Raw genomic sequence first — 18,941 nt, 5'->3', positions numbered from 1 at the left:
TATCGACCTGTGTTCGTTTTTTGTTCAGGGAACAGGCGCAAGATTCGCGCCAAGAATTCGTCGCAGAGCGGCCAGAATCTGCTCTCCGGTCTGCTCGTTCTCTGGATCTTCGACAAGAAATAGGAAGACTTCACCCGGATACTGCTCTTCATTGCGCGTTACGTCGCGCGCACGTACCCTGATCCAATCATCCGAGGCCTCAACCTTGAGTACAACGACCGTTCCTTTTTTATGAATCAGCCTGTTTTTATCGATCCGATCGTTCTGCTGAAAGAACAGATCTTCCCGACTGCGGAATTTCTTTCCCTGGTATTCCTGATTGAACGCCTCAAGCTGCTTTTTCGGCACAAAGGCAGACCGACAGCCAGGCAAAAAGGCTGAAAGCACTACCAGAATCATCACAAATCTCATTCCCTGCTCCAGTTACCGTCGAAAAACTTGAATCCAATCGGCCATTTCCTGACCTCTTCGGGTATGAAAACAGCCAGATTATCGGCCATTTACCTTGAAGAGAATCTATTTGCCGAACGGATTCGTATTGAGGCCATCATCAGACCGGGATTGCCCGTATTCCGCATCACAGGCACAAACGGTCGCTCCCGCGATCGTGAAGAGCGCATCCGCACGGCACTGCTGGCCTCTGGGATTCAATTCCCGTATTGTACCGTCCTTGTCAACCTCTCCCCCGCCGATCGTGTAAAGGGTTCGGCCCTGCTCGATCTGCCCATTGCCGTCTGTCTGATGCTGGCCATCGGCGTTCCGGGACTGCGGCGGCGCATTGATCGTCAGACTCTCTTTCTCGGAGAACTCTCCCTAACCGGCGAGATCTGCGACCTGCCCGAACTGGCCGCCTGGGCTCTCTGTGGAGCCGATGCCGGATTCAGCCGCGTATTTTTACCGCTCAGCGCCGGAACTCGCCTGCCGCAGAGCGCAGTAAGCTGGATCGGCGTACGGCATCTGTCTGACATTATCGAAGGCCAGGTAGAGCAGGTCGGCCTGATCCTCGAACCGCTCATTCGAAACCTGCCGGCATTCGAAATTCCCGATCGCATCCTGCGCATGCTCCTACTCGCCGCCGCAGGCAAGCACGGACTGCTCTTTGTCGGTCCGCCCGGCTCCGGGAAATCGGTGGCGGCGAGGCTCCTTTACGAACTGTTGCCCGATCCCGACGCGGTCGAAAGACGACGTATCATTAAAAACGGATTGCTCTTTCGCGATATGGATCTTACCGGAACACGTCCGCTACGTCAGCCGCATCACTCCATCACGGTCACGGGCATGGTCGGAGGCGGAACGCCGTTACGTGCCGGCGAGGCAAATCGTGCAAGCGATGGATTACTCCTGCTCGATGAGCTCTCCGAATATGATCGTCAGGTAATCGAGGCGTTACGCGAACCGCTGGAATCTCATGAAATATCTCACAATCGCGGCGGAAGACCGGGACGCCTGCCTGCCCGATTCTGGCTTGCGGCGACGGCAAATCCCTGTCCCTGCGGTTATTTCAATTCGAAAGGCCGTGTCTGCCACTGCAGCCGCATTCATACAGATAAACGCAAACAGCTTCTGTCGGGGCCGTTTGCCGATCGTATAGATCTGCAAACGGTATATGAGAAAGGAATGCCAGCGGTGTTGCGTACCGCAGACGACCTCATTGACATTCGCCGAAAAATCCTTCGGGCCGTGGAAATACAGCGAGCCCGTAACGGATCGGCATATAACGGCGAGCTCGTTGGGTTAGGCGTCGATGATTTCTGTACGCTCGCCGATGAGCGGGCCGATCGAGTCTGGTTAGAGATTCGTGAAAACACTATCTCGCGACGTCGTTCCGCAGGGATCAGGAGGCTTGCCAGAACGATTGCCGATCTGGACGAAGCCTCCTGCATTCGTGCAGAAGACCTTCTGGAAGCCAGGAGTTACAGCCTTCCAGAGAATTTCTGGGAGGCTCCTCCACCGCTTGCAGCTCGACTCAAACCCCGCAGGCGGGCTTGAGAAGAGCTTCCCGGAAAACGCCGTTCAACGCCTTCGTTCTTTCACTTCGCCGCTTACTTCGAAAGAAAGTGCGAAAGCTCCATAGCGATGCGATTGATGGCGTGTTCCATATACCTGTCATCGATTATCTTTCTTTTGAAAGAGGAGATATCTCGATGGTCGTTCGCCGTGATCCCCTGCTTGCGCAGTACTACGGGATCATATCCGAACTCCTCATCAAGGACCTCCCTGTCCTTCTCGAGGGTCTCTTTCATGGTTACTTCCCTGTAACGTTTTTTCCATCCGTGGATGAAGGTACCTTCGACGGAGTTTCCGATTCCTGTGAGTACTTTTGGATTTCACGGCATTGAAAAATTCAAAAGAGCCGTTCGATATGCTCAATCTGCCCGTTTATGATCGATATCAGATCAAATGAGACAGAATATGCCCCTGTATCAAGCGGCGAAGCGGACCCTGTGAGACATAATTCGCCACCGGTGTCGCATTCCGGAGCCGACATACGACTAACCATATCGGCATCAATCACGACTAACCCCTCACCGTCACTCCCCGAAATCGGCGGCACCTCCACTCGAATAGACATAATAGAATTATAGAATCTGTCAGAGCCCATATAGATGACGGCAGCCCGGCGCACCATAGCCTGCCGCTTTCGATTCTGAGTCAGGGCCGGTATGCCCGATTTCCAATCCTTCACTTCGATAAAATGAACGACGCCGTCTTTCAACGTGATCAGATCAATCTCCGTTCGTCGATCGGGCGTCCGATAGTTATGTTCGAGAAGCCTGTGCCCCCGCTCTTGCAGATAGAGCCAGGCCTTTTCTTCGCCGCTATGACGGAACATCCTGTTCCTGCGTTAAAGGGAAATAGAAAACGAATTCTGTAAATTCACCCACGCGGGTGCGAACTGCAAGCGAACCGTTCATACGACGCACGGTACTGTAGACAAGTGCGAGTCCCAGGCCCGTGCCCGGGTTTTCAGGACGATGCGAATAAAAAGGATCGAAGATTCTCGGCCTATTTTCTTCTGCAATGCCCGCGCCGCTATCATAGAAGACAAGGCGTGCATACTCCCCAGGAGGGATATCTACAATGGCCTCGGGAGGGCGTGATTCGAGCAGTGCCCGATCGAGAGCGATTCGAAGAATTTTTTCATCGGTATCTTCGAGCGCCTTCAACGAATTGGAGAAGAGGTTCTGAAGCAATCGTTGGAAGGCTACCCTGTTGCCGATTGTATAAAGCGGCGTATCGGGCAGGCTTCTTTCAAGGCGGATTTGTGCGGGCAGTTGATTCGTGAAAATATCAAGAAATTCGCGGATTTCGACGTTCAGATTCAGTAACATCGGACTGAGTTCTTTCTGACGTGAGAATTCCAGCACCTGCCCCGTAATGTCGGCTCCTCTTTCGATGAGACGCCGCTGATTGGCAACAAAGCCTTTCAGACGCTCTAAAGTCTCCCCTCCGACTCCCAGATTCTCGAATTCCATTTGAATCAAACGGTTGAAATTGGATAACCCCTGCAAGATGTTATTGAAATCGTGAGCGACGCCGCCGGCCATCGATCCGAGCGAGTCCATACGTCTTGACTCTGCCAGCTTATCCTGTAGCGATCGGAACTCCGTAATATCTTCAAGTGCGGTCAGGATATACCTGTTCCCGCCGCCTGCTCCTTTAATGAAAGAGCTCGAAATCAAAACATGCCTTATATTCCCGTCTTTGATGCGTATGCGAGCCTCAAAGGGTTCATAGCGCTCTCCACGCAAAAGCATCTCAAAAAATTGAGTCGCACGCTGTCGGTCTTCGACGATCATAAAATCCAGCAGCTGCTTCGTTAAGAAGTCACGCGACCTGTATCCCGTTCTCTGCTCGAACTCCTGATTGGCCGACATGATCTGCCCGTCTTCGTCTCTGAGAAGGATCATAATCGGAGTATGATGGAAGATGCCCGATATCAGAAGGCTCTGTTCCGTAATCACCTTCGACGATTCCATGACATCCGTAATATCGATACCGGTACCGAGCAGCTGTTGAACCTTTCCGAGAGCGCTCCTTTCATAGATCGTTTCTTTGATCTGAAACCACCGTGCCACCCCATCTCGCGATCGCAAGCGAACAACCTGCTCGATTTCTCCTTCCCTCTGCTCCGTCAGTATGGCCGTGCGTGCTTCTACAAACTTATCTCTGTCTTCCTGCTCCATAATCGAGATCAGAAAATCGCCCGCTTCCAGATCTGCCGACGTGTACCCGAGGTACGACTCCAGCTGTCGGTTCAGCGACCGCGACCGCCCCTGCTCGACATCGACGACGTAAATCAGAGCCGGCATGGTAGAAAGCAACCTCTCCAATCGCAGGCGCGTCAAATAGAGCTCTTTTCTCAAGTTCGTTTCAATCGTTTCAGGCCGGATGGTTAACAAAACGAATCGAATCCGCTCTGAATCGGCTCCTCTAAGCGGAATGGCATTCATCGAATACCAGAGTCGCCCTCCCTTTGTTTCAAGCCCGATACGAAACTGTACGATATGAGTGCCCGTTCGTAACGCTACAAAGGCCGGATGCTCGGCCTTCGTCAGTATACGGCCGTTGCGGTCGCAGTATTGAACACCTTCTGGGTAAATGGAACGTCCCACAGAGGCGACACCATACGCTCCGGTCTGCTCGGCAAATGCATTGCCATACAGAATCCTGCCGGAAGGACCGATGACGAGAACCCCTTCCTGCAAGGCATCGAGGGATCCTGCCAGTAAGCGCGCAGCGAAACGCTCTGAAGAGTTAAAGTACTGGCGCATGCGTGCAATGAAGGCTTCGTGCAGCAGGGTTCGGAGCGTTTCTTGAAGAGCGTCGCGATCGCCCGGTCGAAAGACTCCATCCCCGGCCAGGAAAGGCAGAATGGGCCCTTTCTCACAATAAACGACGAGCCGAGGACGCTGATCGGCCGTTAGCAGCCGCTGCCATTCCGATTCCGTGAAGGCGCCGGCCGATTCACTGTCGACGAAAACCAGAAGATTCCGTCGTGAGAACCGTTTCAGAAAATCTTCGGGCGAATGCGACGAACAGCGTATGCCGAATCCGATGGACTTGATAAAGCCGGCTAACTCCGGAGACCGCTGTTCGGGAGATATGTAGTGCAGCTCATACAGCATCGACAGATTTCAGCTCGACCTCGAAATTAACCAGCAGGTCGCTCATCTCTCGGTTGAGGTGATTCTTGACATTGTAAGCCGTTATCGAACCGCCCATGCGACGCAGTATCCGGTCGACGAGCGTCAGTCCGAGGCCAAAATCATGTGTGCCGTATTCCTCGAAAACGTGCTTTGACATTCGGTAAAAAGGATCGAAGATGATGTTCTGATACTCGGATGGGATCCCGCGATGTCCGAACTGATCTTCGACGGGGCTGTTCAACACCGATACGCGAATACCGTGTTCGGCCATCTGAAAGGTCACATAGATCTCTGACGAAGGAACCGAAAACTTCATGGCATTCACAAGCAATTCGCGGAACACCTTTTCCGTGAGATTCAGGTCGATGGCAAGCGGCAGGGACTCGGGCACATAACCCCGCTCTCCGACGATGATCCTCTGAGATTGGATTCGAGTTAGGTTTCTCAGGTCTTTTACTAACGCTTCAAGGGAGCTATGTAGCTCGGCGGCGCTCACCGGTGTCTGCGAAATGGGCGCTATCTCAATGCCGTCAATCTCCTCAAAAAGCTCGATGATGCTGGTCGCCGCTTTTGCATTCGAGAACACAAGCTGCATGAGATCGGGATCGATGAGGTATCCGCCATCTACCTGTTTCGCCTGCTGCTCGATGATCTTGATCAGTGAAAGCAGAGCTCCGAATCCGCCGCCCTGACTGAAAGAGGTCTTGATATTGTGAATGATGGTAGAATCGACCTTATCCTGGCTTCGCTTGAGTAACTGCTCCTTTCGAAAGTTCCAGTGCAATTGCTGTTGCAATCGCAGCTCTTTTTCGCTCTCGAGGTTTTTCTTCACCTCTCGCAGGCTGTCGTATTCGCCGGCCTTGCGAATACGATGCAGCAGCTCATCGAACCCATATGGTTTGATCACGTAATCATAGACGCCCTGTTTGATGAACTGAATCACGCGATCGACGTCGCCGACGACGGATTGAATCAAAATGACCGGAGGATCGGGTCGACTGAGAAGCTGTGCGATCAGCTGATCGCCCGTCATGACGGGCATGCGCAGATCGGTGAGAACGATGCGGAACGGCTCGGCCTGTTCGGCTTCGGCATTATAAACTTCAAGAGCCTCGCGCCCGTTGCGGGCCGTTACGACTTCAAAACCGCTTGAAGTGAGGAAGGCCGAAAGGGATTCGAGATTCAATTCCTCGTCATCGACCAGAAGCAGCCTTCCGGCTTTTTTTGTATTCATTGCTCCGGATCTTCCGGCAGGATGTCAGATCTCGTCAACGATATTCACGCCCATCTCAGCCGACGTAAGCGCCCGCACGATGTACACGGACGACTTTTCATTCAGATCAAGAAAATCAAGCGTGTCGACTGCCTTACCATCCGCCGTGCGCAGAATACGAACAAGCGGACGAAGCGGTTTTTCGGGCGAGCAGCCGAGCACAAGCCCCTTCTCTCCCGTCGAGATCTCAACAAGCGACCCGGTGGGATAAATACTGACGGCCCCAAGAAACGAACGAAGCAGAATCGGATCAAAACGTCCTGCCTCGGCGCCCAGAATGACGCGCATGGCATCATAGGGCACCATGCCTGTTCGATGATAGCGGTCTTCGAGAAGAGCGGTGAAGCGATCGCAGATGGCGGCGATACGAGCAAGCAGATCGATCTGGTTCTCTCTCAGCGCGCGCGGATAACCACTGCCATCATAATTCTCATGATGCTGCAGGGCGATCACGGCCAGCGACGTCTTCACATAGGCGTCGTTTACCAGAACCTTGTAACCGGTAAGAGGATGCGAGCGCAGACTCTTCCAGTCTTCGGGATTCGGCGAGGTCGGGCTGCGCCGGATCGATTCGGGCACAAAAAACATGCCGACGTCCATGAGAAGCATGCCGAAGAAGAGCTCCTGCACGCGAGGACGGCTGAGATTCATCGCCCTGCCAAGATGAGCGCCGAAGACGGAGGCCCGTACCGCATGATGGATGATCGGATTATCTGAAATGACAAGATTCTGCAATACGAGCAGATAATACGGCACCTGAAAGATATTCGTGACGATCTTCTGCGATTGTTCGATGATTTCGTGGTTATTGAAGATCTTGCGCTCGATCAGCGAACGCATATTCGCTTTGAGAATGTCGCCGGTGGCGACAAGATCGTTGCGCACCGTCGTCCAGTTCTTTCGTAAAACGTCGTATTCGTTGTGCAGTCGAATGGATTCGGTATCGGCCGTACGCACAGGGGCCGGAGCCTCGGCTTCGACCGCCTTGCCCTCTGTATGAACCTCGTTGATCCCCCATTTCAGGAGCTTTTCGATATCACTCGACTTGATGGGCTCGTTGGCCCGGACAAAGAGGTTCTCCCGGTCAATAAAGACCGGACTGTCGAAAACCATTCCTGGCTTGATTTCATGTAACTGAATCGACTTCATGCACTCTCTCCGACCTGCGTCGGAGGAGATCACCGACGCAAACCGTTCTGAATCAGAAAAACAAAAACATCGGCTACGGCCCTGTACAGATTATCGGGAATTTCCCTCCCTGTTTTCAGTTGTTCGAGAAGAAGTACGAGCTCGGGCTCGGCCACAACCGGGATTCCGCTCCGTTTAGCCTCATGAAGCATACGGTAGGCGAGCTCGTCACGGCCTTTTGCCACGACGACCGGTGCGCGATCCTCTTCTCTGTAGCGCAATGCGACGGCCCTTTTCATGCCTGTCGCTCCATGCTGATAAGACGCCCGTTTCTGTAGATTTCTTCGATTCCATACTCTTTCAGTCGTAAAAGCAGCTCGAAAAAGGCCTTTCCTTCCTCTAATAAGGGACCATTCCACTCAAGGCTCATACGCCTGAAATCGGTATCGTTCGCCCGAAAGACAAGCACCGCTTCCTGCCAGCGCACTGTTAAGAACGGCAGATGAGAGCCTCGCCGCTGCTTCTCTCGCCTTTCCTTCTCGCTAATCTTCTCTTCAAAAAAAAGAATCTCCGGCGCTTCCGAGAGAGAAGGCAGCAGATCTACGTCGATGCGCATGCCCTCATACGCCGGTGTCTCGGGCCGGAACGCCGGGACGCTACCTGTCGAAACTTGCAGATCAGTGCGGGCCACCTCTACGGGGGCCGATCCGGAGCCGAGAGGCGCGCGAATGCCCGGATCAGACACCTTTGTCGAGCTGCGTTCAAGCCCATGCGAAAGAGAACCTGCCCGGGCACCTGTGAAGCCGGGCCTTGATGACGCATCGCCTTTACGGTCGAAATCTTGAAGAGGGTTCTGCATCCGGATCAGTTGCTTTAGTAGCTGCGGGATCACCCTTTTGTTTACGGCGAATCGTCGAAAAGAGATAACTGCGAACCGTAGCTTTTTCGATGCGCGGGAGTAAGACCGAGGCGCGCCATCGAACGGCGATGCAGCTCTGTGCCGTAGCCTTTGTGCACGGCAAATCCGTAGCCAGGAAAGATGCGATCGAACCGGTCCATGCGGCGATCGCGGAGAACCTTCGCAAGGATCGAGGCGGCGGCAATGCTGGCAATGCGCGAATCGCCTTTGATCTCGGTGCGCACGGCCCTGACGGCAGGCTCGGCGGGCAGACGATGAAATCGGTAATTGCCATCGACCAGAAGCGTGAGCCCGCCCCGACTGGCCGACCATGCGCCCGGTTCCGCTCCGAGAGCCTTCGCCGCCCTGCGCACAAGCAGAATCATGGCCTGCTCCGTCGCCGGATTGATGCCCATGCGGTCAACGACCTTTGACGACATCATAACACACGAGGCAAAAGCAGCAAAACGGTAAACTTCAGGCAGAAGGCGCTCACGCGCTGCGGGAGAAAGTTTCTTGGAGTCGTCGAGAGCGGCCAGGAAGCGGGCCTCATCGGAATCGGGTGCAGACGCGAAAAAGGCCGGTGGAAACACCACCAGCCCCACGGAAACAGGCCCGGCCAGAGCGCCACGCCCGGCCTCGTCAAGCCCCGCTACAGAGCCTTCAAGACCGGCTTCGATCGGCTCAAAGCGACCCACTTACTTGCGGAATGCTTCTTTAATGCGGCCGGCCTTTCCAGACAGACCACGCAGATAGAACAGCTTCGCGCGACGAACCTTGCCCTTGCGCTTCACGTCGATCTTAGCGATCCACGGAGAATGGTAGGGGAATGTTCGCTCGACGCCGACATCATGAGCGATACGACGTACGGTAAACGTGCGGTTATAGGACTCACCGCGAATAGAGATAACAGTGCCTTCGTAAAGCTGTACGCGCTCTTTGTCGCCTTCTTTGATGCGGTAGTGGATGCTTACCGTATCGCCCGGTCCGAAATCGGCCCAGGACTTCTCTGCAAACATCGGAGACTTCGTGACCTGCAGCTTGCGTCCGTTGACAAAGATATTCATCATCTCTGCCGGACCTGCTTTCTCTTCAGTTGCTTCCGGAGTTTCTACTGCCTGTTCCTGTTCGGTGCTCATAACTTCCTCGATTCCTTGTTCGTTCCAGTCTCTGTTCCATCCTCCACTTCCGCACCTCGCCATGATGCCCGGAAAGCAGGATCTCAGGAACCTTCCATCCCATAAAGTCCGCCGGTCGACTGTACTGCGGATACTCCAGCAGCTGCCCCGGCCCGGCCTTCGCCGTATCTATATCTTCACCTTGCTCGCCGATCGAGTCGCTATCGGGCACTGCCTCGAAGCTCTCCTCGTCGGCGCTTTCCATCTTGCCCATGAAGCCCGGCACCAATCGTGATACCGCTTCGATGAGACAGAGTGCCGCCGGATCTCCCGAGTTCAGGATGAAGTCGCCCAGCGACACCTCCCGATCTACGAGGTATTCGGCCACCCTCTGATCGACTCCTTCGTAGAAGCCGCAGATCAGCGTAAACCCACCCGTAACGCCGTCATCTCCCCTCTCTTTTCGATTGCCAGATGAGGCCTCGTCAAAGAGCGTTCGCACAAGGGACTGATTCAGCCTCTCTCCTGACGGAGTGAGAAGAATCACCGGCAGCTTCACAGGAAGAGATTGCAATGCCCGATAAATGGGACCGACCTGGAGAATCATTCCGGGCCCGCCGCCGTACGGTGCATCGTCCACCCTGCCCTTTCGTTCGGGATCTGCAAAATCCCTCAGCTGCACAGGGCGAATAGAGATCAATTTTTTCTGAATCGCCTTTGCAGGCAAGCCAGAATTGAAGAAGATCTCATATCGCTCTGGAAAAAGGGTTATGATCTGGAATAAGAGCATCTATAGCCTTCAGGTTCATCCGTTCATCAAAAGGTCCATCCGATACATCCGAAAGCAAGACATCCGATGCAGGAACTATTTACAGGAAGTCATCGAAGCCCGGAACGATGCACTCACCGCTTTCCAGGTCGAGCTTCACATGCTCGTCATGCAGAGGCAGGTAGAGGGATTCGCCGTTATCCTCTCGCCTTACAATGAGGATGCCATGGGCGCTTGTTTCCATGTAATCGTTGATAACGGCCACTGTTTCACCGCCCGACGCGCGCCGTACCGGCAGGCCTTTTATCTTATAGAAGTAAAGCTCACCGGTCTTCTCAAGCAGGCGCCGATCGATGCAGAGCCAGGCTCCGACGGGGTCGGTCGGTTGAAAGAGCTGAATGCGGACGACGACCTCATGCTTGCGCTGCCGGATCTCAGTTACTCCCACAGGCTGGAATCGCCCGGCGCCTGGGCCATCAAACGACGGCGACAGATCGTCAAAGCTGCCCGAAACGGCCTTATGCGCGGGAAAGAAAAGCTGCGCCTCAAACGGCGGCTCAAGCTCAGCCAGAGCCGAGCCATGTGCCGTGCAGATCAGAAGCGAATCTGAAGACAGGAATTCCTTCACCCTGGCGATTGCCAGGGCCTGAGCAGGATCAATCGACGATTTCAACGACGTAGTTTACGCCGGAACGGCTACCCATCGCAGATACGAGGGTGCGGATCGAACGAGCAACGCTACCGTTCTTGCCGATGATCTTGCCCACATCGTCAGAATCGACGCGGATCTCGATCACCGTCTCTTCTGATCCCGGGATCTCAGAGATTTTCAGCGATTCTGGCTTGCTGATAAGGTTCTGGCAGACAAACGAGATCAGCCCCTGAGGGCTGATCAGTTCTGCGGGCATTTCATCCCTGCTCATATTCAGGCTCCGGCTTTTTTGCCTTTATGGGTTTTCTCGCCGGCCTGAGCCTTCAGCTCCACGCCGTTTTTCTTCAGAAGCGAGGCAACGGTATCGCTGGGAACCGCTCCTTTCTGAATCCACGTCTGGATCTTCTCTTTCTCAAGGCGAACCGGCTCTTTAGCGCTGAGCGGATCGTACAGACCGACGATTTCAACAAAACGTCCGTCACGACGGTCCCGAACGTTGGCCACTACAATACGATAAAAAGGCCGCTTTTTAGTTCCATATCTCTGGAGTCTCAGTTTTACCACAGAGGCACTTTTTTGCGAATGAAATCCATGTCAAATAAAAGAATGATCGGGAAAAGGACAGCAGGCCGAGCCCTCTCCCATCAAGCGCAGAAAAAACGGTTGACAGAACGACAAAAGTCGCTCTGTATAGGGAAAAAAGTCGGAGGCTCGCAATGTCAACTGCAACGGCTGAAAAGCTGCTCGGAGGCCAGAGAACACTCGGCCATAAGATCCAGACGGACAGAGATCGCTACGAGGTTTCACAGAACGGGCTTCCTAAAAAGGTCCTCGTGCATTTTGCCGCAAACGTGGATCTCTCAATGCGGTTCATGGCTTATCTTCTGAATATCAACGAACGCACCATACAGCGGAAAAAAGACTTCGATTTGCTTGATGGGACGACAAGCGAGCAGCTGCTCGCCATTGCAGAGGTCTACGCCCGGGCTGCCGATGTACTCGGCTCGCTGGAAAGCTGCCAGAAATGGCTGAACACAGAGAACCGCGCTCTCGGTAACGAAAAGCCGATCGTCATGCTGAAATCTCGCTTCGGCGCTCAGATGATCCTCGACCTGCTCGGTCGTATGGAACACGGCATCGTTTCATAATGAAAGTCTTTCGTATCGCTCGCAAGGCCTTCATTGAAGATCTGACGGGAGAAGGGGCTCGCCTTTACGGTGGACGGTGGAACAGAAAAGGAAGTCCCGTGGTCTATACGTCGGGCAGTCGCTCGCTTGCCGTGCTTGAGTATCTCGTTCATACAAGCCTTACGCTTCTGCCCGATGACCTGTGTATGGCTGAGATTGAAGTCCCTGATACTGTAGATATTCTTGAAACGATAGCGGTACCCGATCTTCCAGAGGGCTGGCGCAGAACGCCCTCCCCCTACGCACTGGCCGATCTGGGCGAGCAGTGGCGAAAGCAAAGGAGCACCCTCTTGCTTCGCGTACCTTCGGCCGTGATACCCGAAGAATGGAACTATGTTATCAACCCGCAGCATCCGGCGATCGCAGAGGTCCGGCTGCTGAAGATCGAAGAGAAACCGATCGATCTACGCCTTGCGTAAGGCGGCGATGTTCTCTTTGATTCTTTCAGGAGTACCGCCCGAGAAGACGGCCGAACCGGCAACGATCATATCGGCGCCGGCGTCCAGAACAGACCGAATATTAGCAGCAGTGATGCCGCCATCGACCTCGATGGTGATGGGACGGCCGCCAATGCGTCGCTTCAATTCGCGAATCTTATCCAGGGCAAGCGGTAGAAAGCTCTGTCCGTAGAAGCCGGGTTCGACGCTCATAATCAGAACAAGATCGATATGATCGAGCAGATGATCGAGCGTGGAAAGCGACGTGGCGGGGTTAAGCGACACGCCGGCTCTGATGCCCTGCTTGCGTATCTCGCCGGCAAGGCGCACGCCGAAAGCAGTCGTCTCGACGTGAAAGGTGATGTTAGCCGGCTTGATGTCGAAGTATTTCGGCACCTCGGCCTCGGGATTCGTCACCATCAGGTGAACGTCAAGCGGAATGGACGTATGCTTCGCAATCGTCTTCGTGTACATCTCGCCGAACGACAGTGTCGGTACAAAGTGCCCGTCCATCACATCCATGTGCAGGAAGTCCACCTGTCCCTCAAGGACTGGCAGCATGGATTTCAGATCGGTCATATCGGCGGCAAGGATGGAAGGAGAAAGAAGCATGGTATCCTCAAACTATAAAATAGAGAAGGCAGCCTGAGCTGCCTTCTTTTTAACCGGGGTATTCCGGAGTGAATTTCTTTTTGTAAACGACGTCTCCGCCACAGCTTACCTCAAGGCGGCGCTCGCCGATGCGAAAGAAGACGAGCTTCAGCTCTTCGACGACGCCGGGGCTTTTCCAGACAAGGCGACGATCTTCTTCATCGTTCGGATTAACAAGAGAGGCCTCGCAGTTCTGCGCCGGACCGATATCTTTTGAGATAGATTCGAATCCTTCGTTAAAGCGTTCGGAAGGCTCACGATAGAGCACCTTCAGCTCGTAACGATTGTTCGTAAAGGTGATGTCGGTTACCTGTCCGCTTTTCGAGTCGTCTTTTGTTGGCTCGACCGAAACGATCTGATAATCGACGCCGGCCTTCATGAAATAGCCCGAGACGACGTCAATGCGCACGTTCTTCAGTTCAGAAACGGGAAGCGACGTTTTGCTTTCGAAAACCTTCTTCACTTCTTCTTTCTTCGACGAAATCAGGAGGTCGACGGTCGAATCGGGAAGCACCTTCGAGCCGCCGGGTGGGAACTGTTCCATGACGGTTCCATCGGGCATGCTTTCGTCGTAGACATAGGTTACGACGCCAGGGCGGAGCGCGAAGACCTGATCTTCGTAGGTCATCTGCTTTAATGAAGAAAGCACCGTTGCAAACGGAGCACCTTTAAAATCAGGCATATCAAGGATGGCTCGATAGGCATTAACGGTCAGCAGCAGCTTGTCGCGGCTGTGAACGGTCTCACCGGGCATGATGCTCTGCGTGAGGATAATGCCCTCGGGACGGTCGGGAAAATACTCTCGATCGAGCTCAATGCGCAGGTTCATGCGAGCGAGTTCGTTATGGACGTCGGTGTAGTAGCTACCGCTCACATTCGGCATCGTCCATACGCCCGTGCTTTCATTACGCAGCGAGAATACGGTAAGGGCCATGACCAGGAACAACGCTCCGGCCAGGAAAAACAGGAGAGCATAGCGCACGGCCAGCTTGATCCATTCTTTTTTCTGCTCTGTCATACAATTTGCTTTGCATCCGGAGCTCCGTCGAAACGGGAGCCGTCGGCAAGAACGCTTCCATTCAGGAAGTCATGCGCCGGCATCCGCTTGCGTCCAGAGAGCTGGAGTTCTAAGATTTCAAGAAATCCGGAGCCTGTTCTGGCTAAAAGCCTTTTTTTACCGGACTGCTTTGCCACGCAGATCGTGCCGGGAAGCAAGGCGTGCCGTGACGCTGCATCACCCGACGGGAATAATGCGGCAATGTCTTCATCTGATAAAAGAGCGCTGCGATGCAGCAGAATAAGATCGCCCTTTTCGGTGATTGTGCGGGCCTGCGGAGCCGGGTTCATTCCGCGAATCTGATTGTGGATCTTCTCTGACGTATCGGACCATGAGATAAAGGCATCGTCAGGACGCAGCTTGCTGCAATACGTGGCCTGCGCCTCGTCCTGGGGTCGGGCCGCCGCTATCAGATCGTCGATGCGGCGCAAAGAATCGATCACAAGCTGCACTCCGGACGGGATCATCCGCTCAAAGAGCTCGCCCGAAGTTTCCCTGCCGTCGACCGCAATCTCTACGGTGGAAAGAATATCGCCTGCATCCATGCGCTCGCCAAGACGCTGCAACGTCCAGCCCGTCGTCGTCAGGCCCTGTAGTATTGCGCTCTGTACCGGCGAGGCTCCGCGGAGGGCTGGCAGAAGCGAGCCGTGCAGGTTGACGGAGCCAAGTCGGGGCGCCTCAAAGATCGCCTTCGGAATAATGGATCCGTAGGCGAAGACGACGGCAAGGTCGGCGTCAAAGGCCTGGAGCTCCTGAAAGGCCTGATGACCTGCCTCGCCTTTCAGCGATTCAAATCGAAAAAGTGGCAGGCCTGCGTCAAGAGCCCGACTCGAAACCGGCGTCGGAACAGGCTGCGACGAACGACCTTTCGGGCGATCGGGGTTGCTGATCACCGCGCAGATCTGATGTTCGCCGTCAACGATCAGTCGATCCAGCAGTTGCGCCGAGATTTCAGGGGAGCCAAAATAAAGCAGTTTCATGCGACGGGTTCAGGTCATGCCTGCCCTGCCGGGGGTCAAGGAATTGAAAGGCTTTTCAGATGACAGTTCGTCACCCGATGTAAATGCAGTCCTGTGAATCCGTCGATTGCCCTCTTGATCATCTCGTTTGTGCTCGGTATCGTCATGGCGCGATCGGGGCGCTTTCCCATTCAGACGCCTTCGGTGCTCGGCGGTTATATCATCCACGTTCCGCTGCCGGCGCTTGCCCTTCTGCATATCCATAATCTATCGGTGAAGCCCGAGCTCATAGCGCCGGCGACGATGCCGTGGATTCTCTTTGCCCTTGGCGCCGCTCTTTTTCTCGTTCTCTACCGCATGAACGTCATCGACCGAGCCACAGCCGGATGTCTGATCCTGACGGCAGGCCTCGGCAATACCTCGTTCGTCGGACTGCCCATGATCGAGGCCTACTACGGGAAAGAAGCCCTGGGCATCGGCATCATCGCCGACCAGGCCGGCACGTTCCTGATGCTTTCCACAGGCGGCATCTTCCTGGCGGCAAAGCTCTCGGCCCGCGCCGAAGGCGAGAAGACGCCTGGCGCCATCGACATTGCCCGTCGCATCCTGACCTTTCCGCCCTTTATCGCCCTGCTGGCGGCCATCCTGCTTCGGCCGGTGGTCTACCCGGAATGGATCACGACCGTGCTTGAGAAGCTCGGCGCCACGCTCACCCCGGTCGCCCTCGTCGCCGTCGGATTTCAGGTGAAGCTCAGCGATCTGAAAGCCAGAATGAAGCCTTTAAGCATCGGTCTCTTCTATAAACTGGCAATCGCACCGGCCATCATCGCAGCGCTTTATCTACCGACGCTTGCCGACGGCATGATCTCGAGGGTTACGGTGTTCGAGGCGGCGATGGGGCCGATGATAACGGGTGGCATCGTCGCCATGGAGCAGGATCTGAATCGTCCGCTGGCCTCGCTGATGCTTGCCGTCGGCATCGCCCTCTCCTTTCTTACGTTACCGCTCTGGTATCTGTTCATGCAATAGGACCGGGCGATGCTTGATCGGCCTGCACTTACAGACAGGACGGTCGAGTGGCAATTCTTTTCCGGATTGGAAGCAAAGGCACGTCCCATTTTATGACGAGAAGGTTCGTCGCTCAAGCAGGAATGTGACAGGACTGTACATGGAACATAGAGATACAGGCCAGCTTCAGGGGATTCGTGTGCTTCTCGTCGATGATAGCGAGCTCGTTGTTTATCTTGTCGAAAGACAGCTAAAGAAATGGGGAGTCGATCTCACCGTCGCCCATGACGGGCTCGAAGGCGTTCATAGAGCTGCGGGCGGCCATTTTGATCTCGTGCTGATGGACGTCAATCTTCCGGGCATGGACGGAACAACAGCGGCGCTTGAGATTCAGAAGTTCCGCTCGACCTTGCCCATCATCGCCATAACGGGAGACGATGAAGCGCCCTCCGTTTTTGTTGCCCACGTACGCAAGCCCGTACAGGCTGCCGACCTTTACATGAAGATGGTGAAGGCCATCACTCCCTGAGACGTATAGCGGTCTCAACAATTCTGAATTGCCTGACTGAGCTCTGTCGTTAAGATCCGATCCATGCAGGGAACAGGATTTACTTTTCATTCTTATTCTTGACATACTCTATTTTGAGAGTCATTCTGTCTGTATGGCCCGTAAAGATACAGCGCCCGCATCGCGCGACGAAGCGGATCTCTTCTTCACCCTCTTCGAGCAGGCCCATGACGGCATCTTCATTTCAGAACCGGGCGGCTACTATGTCGACGTCAATCCATCCGGATGCAGGATGCTCGGTTACACACGGGAAGAACTTCTACAGTTGCGCCCCATAGACCTCATTGCGCCCGATGAACTTGTGACAAAACCTATCCGAACCGCCGCTATGGCAGCAGGCAAGCCCGTCATCGTCGAAAGGCATCTTCTTCGAAAAGATGGATCTGTCATCACCGTCGAGATCAACGGACAGCAGCTGCCCGACGGCCGATGGCTGGGCATTGTTCGCGATCTTACCGAGCGCAGGCGCCAGGAAAACGAAATTCGCGACATCCAGACGCGATTGATCACGACGCTCGATCACCTGATGGAAGGCTGCCAGGTCATCGGTCCGGACTGGCGTTATCTATATGTGAACGACACCGTGGCCCGTCAGGCCCGTAAAACCAAAGACGAACTGATCGGCTTCCAGATGTTTCAGGTCTTTCCCGGGTTTGAAAAGACATCGGTCTTTGCGACCTTAGAACGATGTATGAAAGAGAGAACCACCGATCGACTCGTCAATCGCTTCGAATATGCGGACGGATCAGCCGGCTGGTTTGAGCTGAGCATCGAACCCGTTCCGGAGGGTCTTTTTATTCTGTCGGCCGACATTACCGAAAGGCGTCAATCCGAAGAGGCGATCCAGCGCATGAACGCCGAGCTTGAGATAACCGTGCAGAAAAGGACGGCCGATCTCAGCGATCTGTATAACAACGCTCCGTGCGGATACCATTCCCTCGACAGTAACGGACTTTATTTGCGCGTCAACGATACGGAATTAGACTGGCTCGGTTATACAAGAGAGGAGATGATCGGTAAAATCAGGGCACAGGAGCTGCTTACCGAAGAGAGCCAGCGGGTCTTCGCTTATAGTTTTCCACGATTTAAAGAGAACGGATTCGTGAACGACCTTGAGCTCGACTTTGTTCGCAAAAATGGAAGTGTTCTTCCCGTCCTTCTCAGTTCGACGGCCATCTATGACGATAAAGGACGATTCATCATGAGCCGATCGACGATGATGAATCATTCCGAAGCGAGACGCATCGCAAAACAACTGCGCGATTCAAATGAGGAGCTCGAAGCGTTCGCCTATTCCGTTTCACATGACCTGAAGGCTCCTCTGCGAAGCATCGACGCCTGGGCCAATCTACTCGCTCAGGAGCTGAGCGACCGTTGCAGCGAAACAGCGCAAAAAATGCTGACACGAATCCACACCGACGTCGAGCACATGTCAGAGCTGATAGGAACTCTGCTTCAGCTTTCAAGACTGACACGGACCGACATGACGATCGCACCGGTTAACATACATTCCCTGGCTCATGCCATCTTCAAGCGCATGCTCGAAGACGTACCCGATCGGGCCGATCGCATCGAATGGTCGGTCGACGAAGGCCTTGCCTGCGAGGCCGATGTACGACTGCTTGAAATCGCTCTGACAAACCTGATCGAGAACGCTGTGAAATACACGGCCGGTAAAGAAAAGGCCGTGATCCACCTGACCGGCTTCGAAGAACTTGGCCGACAGTGGTTTCGCATAACGGATAACGGCGCCGGCTTCGACGAGAAATATGCGCAGAATCTGTTCAAGCCCTTTCAACGCCTTCATCCGGCCTCGGAATTCCCCGGCACCGGCATCGGTCTTGCCACCGTGCGCCGCATTATAAACCGGCACGGCGGCGAGATTCGGGCAAGCGCAAAGCCCGGCGAAGGGGCCTGCTTCGAGTTCACGTTGACGGCGGGGGATTAGGCGGTATTGCGGACGCGACGAACAGGCGAGGTCATGAATCGGGCAAGAGGATAACCACGAAGGACGCTGAGAGCGCAGAGGGGCACAAAGAGAAAGGGGGAATGGACGGCGACACGGAGAGGATGTGGGAGTGGGAGT

General features: G+C 54.5%; 22 protein-coding genes and 1 pseudogene. 6 read left to right on the top strand and 17 right to left on the bottom strand.

All coding sequences use genetic code 11. From position 1 onward, the window contains the following. Positions 1 to 24 precede the first annotated feature (24 nt). Positions 25 to 399 carry a type II secretion system-associated lipoprotein gene (locus LEPIL_RS05885; protein ID WP_157135031.1) on the bottom strand — a complete coding sequence of 125 codons (375 nt, stop codon included), beginning with the start codon at positions 397 to 399 and terminating at the stop codon, positions 25 to 27. A 75-nt stretch (positions 400 to 474) separates the two neighbouring features. Between LEPIL_RS05885 and LEPIL_RS05880 the strand changes: the two genes are divergently transcribed. Further along, complete coding sequence (locus tag LEPIL_RS05880) at positions 475 to 1,989, top strand: ATP-binding protein (RefSeq protein ID WP_002770882.1); 1,515 nt, start codon at positions 475 to 477, stop codon at positions 1,987 to 1,989. Positions 1,990 to 2,042: 53 nt separating this feature from the next. Here the strand turns inward: LEPIL_RS05880 and LEPIL_RS05875 are convergent, their stop codons facing one another. The 13 genes and pseudogenes from LEPIL_RS05875 to rpsP form a co-directional block, all read right to left on the bottom strand. Further along, the gene (locus tag LEPIL_RS05875) at positions 2,043 to 2,243 is read right to left on the bottom strand and encodes a hypothetical protein (protein WP_002770880.1); all 201 of its coding nucleotides are present in this window, start codon (positions 2,241 to 2,243) and stop codon (positions 2,043 to 2,045) included. Between the two features lie 101 nt (positions 2,244 to 2,344). Beyond that, the gene (locus LEPIL_RS21720; RefSeq protein WP_002770879.1) at positions 2,345 to 2,833 is read right to left on the bottom strand and encodes a YraN family protein; all 489 of its coding nucleotides are present in this window, start codon (positions 2,831 to 2,833) and stop codon (positions 2,345 to 2,347) included. Further along, positions 2,820 to 5,129 carry a PAS domain S-box protein gene (locus tag LEPIL_RS05865; protein WP_002770878.1) on the bottom strand — a complete coding sequence of 770 codons (2,310 nt, stop codon included), beginning with the start codon at positions 5,127 to 5,129 and terminating at the stop codon, positions 2,820 to 2,822. The genes LEPIL_RS21720 and LEPIL_RS05865 overlap by 14 nt, the downstream gene beginning before the upstream one ends. Next, complete coding sequence (locus LEPIL_RS05860; protein WP_002770877.1) at positions 5,119 to 6,384, bottom strand: hybrid sensor histidine kinase/response regulator; 1,266 nt, start codon at positions 6,382 to 6,384, stop codon at positions 5,119 to 5,121. The genes LEPIL_RS05865 and LEPIL_RS05860 overlap by 11 nt, the downstream gene beginning before the upstream one ends. A 24-nt stretch (positions 6,385 to 6,408) precedes the next feature. Next, positions 6,409 to 7,572 (bottom strand): HD-GYP domain-containing protein, encoded by a 1,164-nt coding sequence (locus LEPIL_RS05855; RefSeq protein WP_002770876.1) that lies wholly within the window; start codon positions 7,570 to 7,572, stop codon positions 6,409 to 6,411. A 29-nt stretch (positions 7,573 to 7,601) separates the two neighbouring features. Further along, on the bottom strand, positions 7,602 to 7,850 hold the full coding sequence (locus LEPIL_RS05850) for an EscU/YscU/HrcU family type III secretion system export apparatus switch protein (protein ID WP_002770871.1): 249 nt from the start codon (positions 7,848 to 7,850) through the stop codon (positions 7,602 to 7,604). Further along, on the bottom strand, positions 7,847 to 8,410 hold the full coding sequence (locus LEPIL_RS05845; RefSeq protein ID WP_002770870.1) for a hypothetical protein: 564 nt from the start codon (positions 8,408 to 8,410) through the stop codon (positions 7,847 to 7,849). Before LEPIL_RS05845 ends, LEPIL_RS05850 begins: the two co-directional genes overlap by 4 nt. 41 nt (positions 8,411 to 8,451) lie before the next feature. Next, entirely contained in the window at positions 8,452 to 9,147 is a 696-nt protein-coding gene (locus LEPIL_RS05840; protein ID WP_002770869.1) for a ribonuclease HII, read from the bottom strand. Between the two features lie 15 nt (positions 9,148 to 9,162). Beyond that, a pseudogene (gene rplS / locus LEPIL_RS05835) lies at positions 9,163 to 9,468 on the bottom strand (50S ribosomal protein L19); the annotation flags it as partial. A gap of 73 nt (positions 9,469 to 9,541) precedes the next feature. Then, a complete protein-coding gene (gene trmD, locus LEPIL_RS05830) occupies positions 9,542 to 10,357 on the bottom strand; it encodes a tRNA (guanosine(37)-N1)-methyltransferase TrmD (protein ID WP_002770866.1) in 816 nt (271 codons plus the stop codon). A gap of 79 nt (positions 10,358 to 10,436) precedes the next feature. Continuing rightward, entirely contained in the window at positions 10,437 to 11,009 is a 573-nt protein-coding gene (locus LEPIL_RS05825) for a ribosome maturation factor RimM (protein ID WP_040918345.1), read from the bottom strand. Next, positions 10,993 to 11,259: a KH domain-containing protein gene (locus tag LEPIL_RS05820; protein WP_002770863.1), complete on the bottom strand. Its 267-nt coding sequence runs from the start codon at positions 11,257 to 11,259 to the stop codon at positions 10,993 to 10,995. The genes LEPIL_RS05825 and LEPIL_RS05820 overlap by 17 nt, the downstream gene beginning before the upstream one ends. A 2-nt stretch (positions 11,260 to 11,261) precedes the next feature. Then, entirely contained in the window at positions 11,262 to 11,552 is a 291-nt protein-coding gene (gene rpsP, locus LEPIL_RS05815; protein WP_002770862.1) for a 30S ribosomal protein S16, read from the bottom strand. A 152-nt stretch (positions 11,553 to 11,704) separates the two neighbouring features. Here rpsP and parS point away from each other — a divergent pair, with 152 nt between their 5' ends. Both parS and LEPIL_RS05805 read left to right on the top strand, forming a co-directional pair. Beyond that, entirely contained in the window at positions 11,705 to 12,136 is a 432-nt protein-coding gene (gene parS / locus LEPIL_RS05810; RefSeq protein WP_002770861.1) for a type II RES/Xre toxin-antitoxin system antitoxin, read from the top strand. Continuing rightward, positions 12,136 to 12,594 carry an RES family NAD+ phosphorylase gene (locus LEPIL_RS05805; RefSeq protein WP_002770860.1) on the top strand — a complete coding sequence of 153 codons (459 nt, stop codon included), beginning with the start codon at positions 12,136 to 12,138 and terminating at the stop codon, positions 12,592 to 12,594. The genes parS and LEPIL_RS05805 overlap by 1 nt, the downstream gene beginning before the upstream one ends. Here the strand turns inward: LEPIL_RS05805 and rpe are convergent. Genes rpe through fmt form a run of 3 tightly spaced genes read right to left on the bottom strand, consistent with a single transcriptional unit; the run spans position 12,580 to position 15,300 of the window. Next, entirely contained in the window at positions 12,580 to 13,224 is a 645-nt protein-coding gene (gene rpe, locus LEPIL_RS05800) for a ribulose-phosphate 3-epimerase (protein WP_002770859.1), read from the bottom strand. The genes LEPIL_RS05805 and rpe overlap by 15 nt on opposite strands. A gap of 49 nt (positions 13,225 to 13,273) precedes the next feature. Continuing rightward, positions 13,274 to 14,281 carry a PASTA domain-containing protein gene (locus LEPIL_RS05795; RefSeq protein WP_002770857.1) on the bottom strand — a complete coding sequence of 336 codons (1,008 nt, stop codon included), beginning with the start codon at positions 14,279 to 14,281 and terminating at the stop codon, positions 13,274 to 13,276. Beyond that, entirely contained in the window at positions 14,278 to 15,300 is a 1,023-nt protein-coding gene (gene fmt, locus LEPIL_RS05790; protein ID WP_002770855.1) for a methionyl-tRNA formyltransferase, read from the bottom strand. The genes LEPIL_RS05795 and fmt overlap by 4 nt, the downstream gene beginning before the upstream one ends. Before the next feature lie 93 nt (positions 15,301 to 15,393). Between fmt and LEPIL_RS05785 the strand changes: the two genes are divergently transcribed. The 3 genes from LEPIL_RS05785 to LEPIL_RS05775 all read left to right on the top strand — a co-directional run bounded on the left by LEPIL_RS05785 (position 15,394) and on the right by LEPIL_RS05775 (position 18,803). Further along, positions 15,394 to 16,308: an AEC family transporter gene (locus LEPIL_RS05785; RefSeq protein ID WP_002770853.1), complete on the top strand. Its 915-nt coding sequence runs from the start codon at positions 15,394 to 15,396 to the stop codon at positions 16,306 to 16,308. 139 nt (positions 16,309 to 16,447) lie between these two features. Further along, positions 16,448 to 16,816, top strand: a complete 369-nt coding sequence (locus tag LEPIL_RS05780) for a response regulator (RefSeq protein WP_002770851.1) — start codon at positions 16,448 to 16,450, stop codon at positions 16,814 to 16,816. 133 nt (positions 16,817 to 16,949) lie between these two features. After that, on the top strand, positions 16,950 to 18,803 hold the full coding sequence (locus tag LEPIL_RS05775; RefSeq protein ID WP_002770849.1) for a PAS domain S-box protein: 1,854 nt from the start codon (positions 16,950 to 16,952) through the stop codon (positions 18,801 to 18,803). Positions 18,804 to 18,941: the final 138 nt, after the last annotated feature.

Origin of the sequence: Leptonema illini DSM 21528 (genome assembly GCF_000243335.1) — a bacterium.
GTDB classification, from domain to species: Bacteria; Spirochaetota; Leptospiria; order Leptospirales; family Leptonemataceae; genus Leptonema; species Leptonema illini.
The sequence above is the reverse complement of the archived record's forward strand: the minus strand, read 5'-3'. Positions and strand labels throughout refer to the sequence as shown.

Bases quoted from the DNA above. Each gene is read 5' to 3' on its own strand.
- LEPIL_RS05860 (WP_002770877.1), bottom strand. From the start codon at position 6,384: ATGAATACAAAAAAAGCCGGAAGGCTGCTTCTGGTCGATGACGAGGAA.
- trmD (WP_002770866.1), bottom strand. From the start codon at position 10,357: ATGCTCTTATTCCAGATCATAACCCTTTTTCCAGAGCGATATGAGATC.
- LEPIL_RS05795 (WP_002770857.1), bottom strand. From the start codon at position 14,281: ATGACAGAGCAGAAAAAAGAATGGATCAAGCTGGCCGTGCGCTATGCT.
- parS (WP_002770861.1), top strand. From the start codon at position 11,705: ATGTCAACTGCAACGGCTGAAAAGCTGCTCGGAGGCCAGAGAACACTC.
- LEPIL_RS05880 (WP_002770882.1), top strand. From the start codon at position 475: ATGAAAACAGCCAGATTATCGGCCATTTACCTTGAAGAGAATCTATTT.
- LEPIL_RS05855 (WP_002770876.1), bottom strand. From the start codon at position 7,572: ATGAAGTCGATTCAGTTACATGAAATCAAGCCAGGAATGGTTTTCGAC.
- LEPIL_RS05820 (WP_002770863.1), bottom strand. From the start codon at position 11,259: ATGAGCAGGGATGAAATGCCCGCAGAACTGATCAGCCCTCAGGGGCTG.
- fmt (WP_002770855.1), bottom strand. From the start codon at position 15,300: ATGAAACTGCTTTATTTTGGCTCCCCTGAAATCTCGGCGCAACTGCTG.
- LEPIL_RS05845 (WP_002770870.1), bottom strand. From the start codon at position 8,410: ATGCAGAACCCTCTTCAAGATTTCGACCGTAAAGGCGATGCGTCATCA.
- LEPIL_RS05805 (WP_002770860.1), top strand. From the start codon at position 12,136: ATGAAAGTCTTTCGTATCGCTCGCAAGGCCTTCATTGAAGATCTGACG.
- rpe (WP_002770859.1), bottom strand. From the start codon at position 13,224: ATGCTTCTTTCTCCTTCCATCCTTGCCGCCGATATGACCGATCTGAAA.
- LEPIL_RS05865 (WP_002770878.1), bottom strand. From the start codon at position 5,129: ATGCTGTATGAGCTGCACTACATATCTCCCGAACAGCGGTCTCCGGAG.
- LEPIL_RS05885 (WP_157135031.1), bottom strand. From the start codon at position 399: ATGATTCTGGTAGTGCTTTCAGCCTTTTTGCCTGGCTGTCGGTCTGCC.
- LEPIL_RS05850 (WP_002770871.1), bottom strand. From the start codon at position 7,850: ATGAAAAGGGCCGTCGCATTGCGCTACAGAGAAGAGGATCGCGCACCG.
- LEPIL_RS05775 (WP_002770849.1), top strand. From the start codon at position 16,950: ATGGCCCGTAAAGATACAGCGCCCGCATCGCGCGACGAAGCGGATCTC.
- LEPIL_RS21720 (WP_002770879.1), bottom strand. From the start codon at position 2,833: ATGTTCCGTCATAGCGGCGAAGAAAAGGCCTGGCTCTATCTGCAAGAG.
- LEPIL_RS05875 (WP_002770880.1), bottom strand. From the start codon at position 2,243: ATGAAAGAGACCCTCGAGAAGGACAGGGAGGTCCTTGATGAGGAGTTC.
- LEPIL_RS05780 (WP_002770851.1), top strand. From the start codon at position 16,448: ATGGAACATAGAGATACAGGCCAGCTTCAGGGGATTCGTGTGCTTCTC.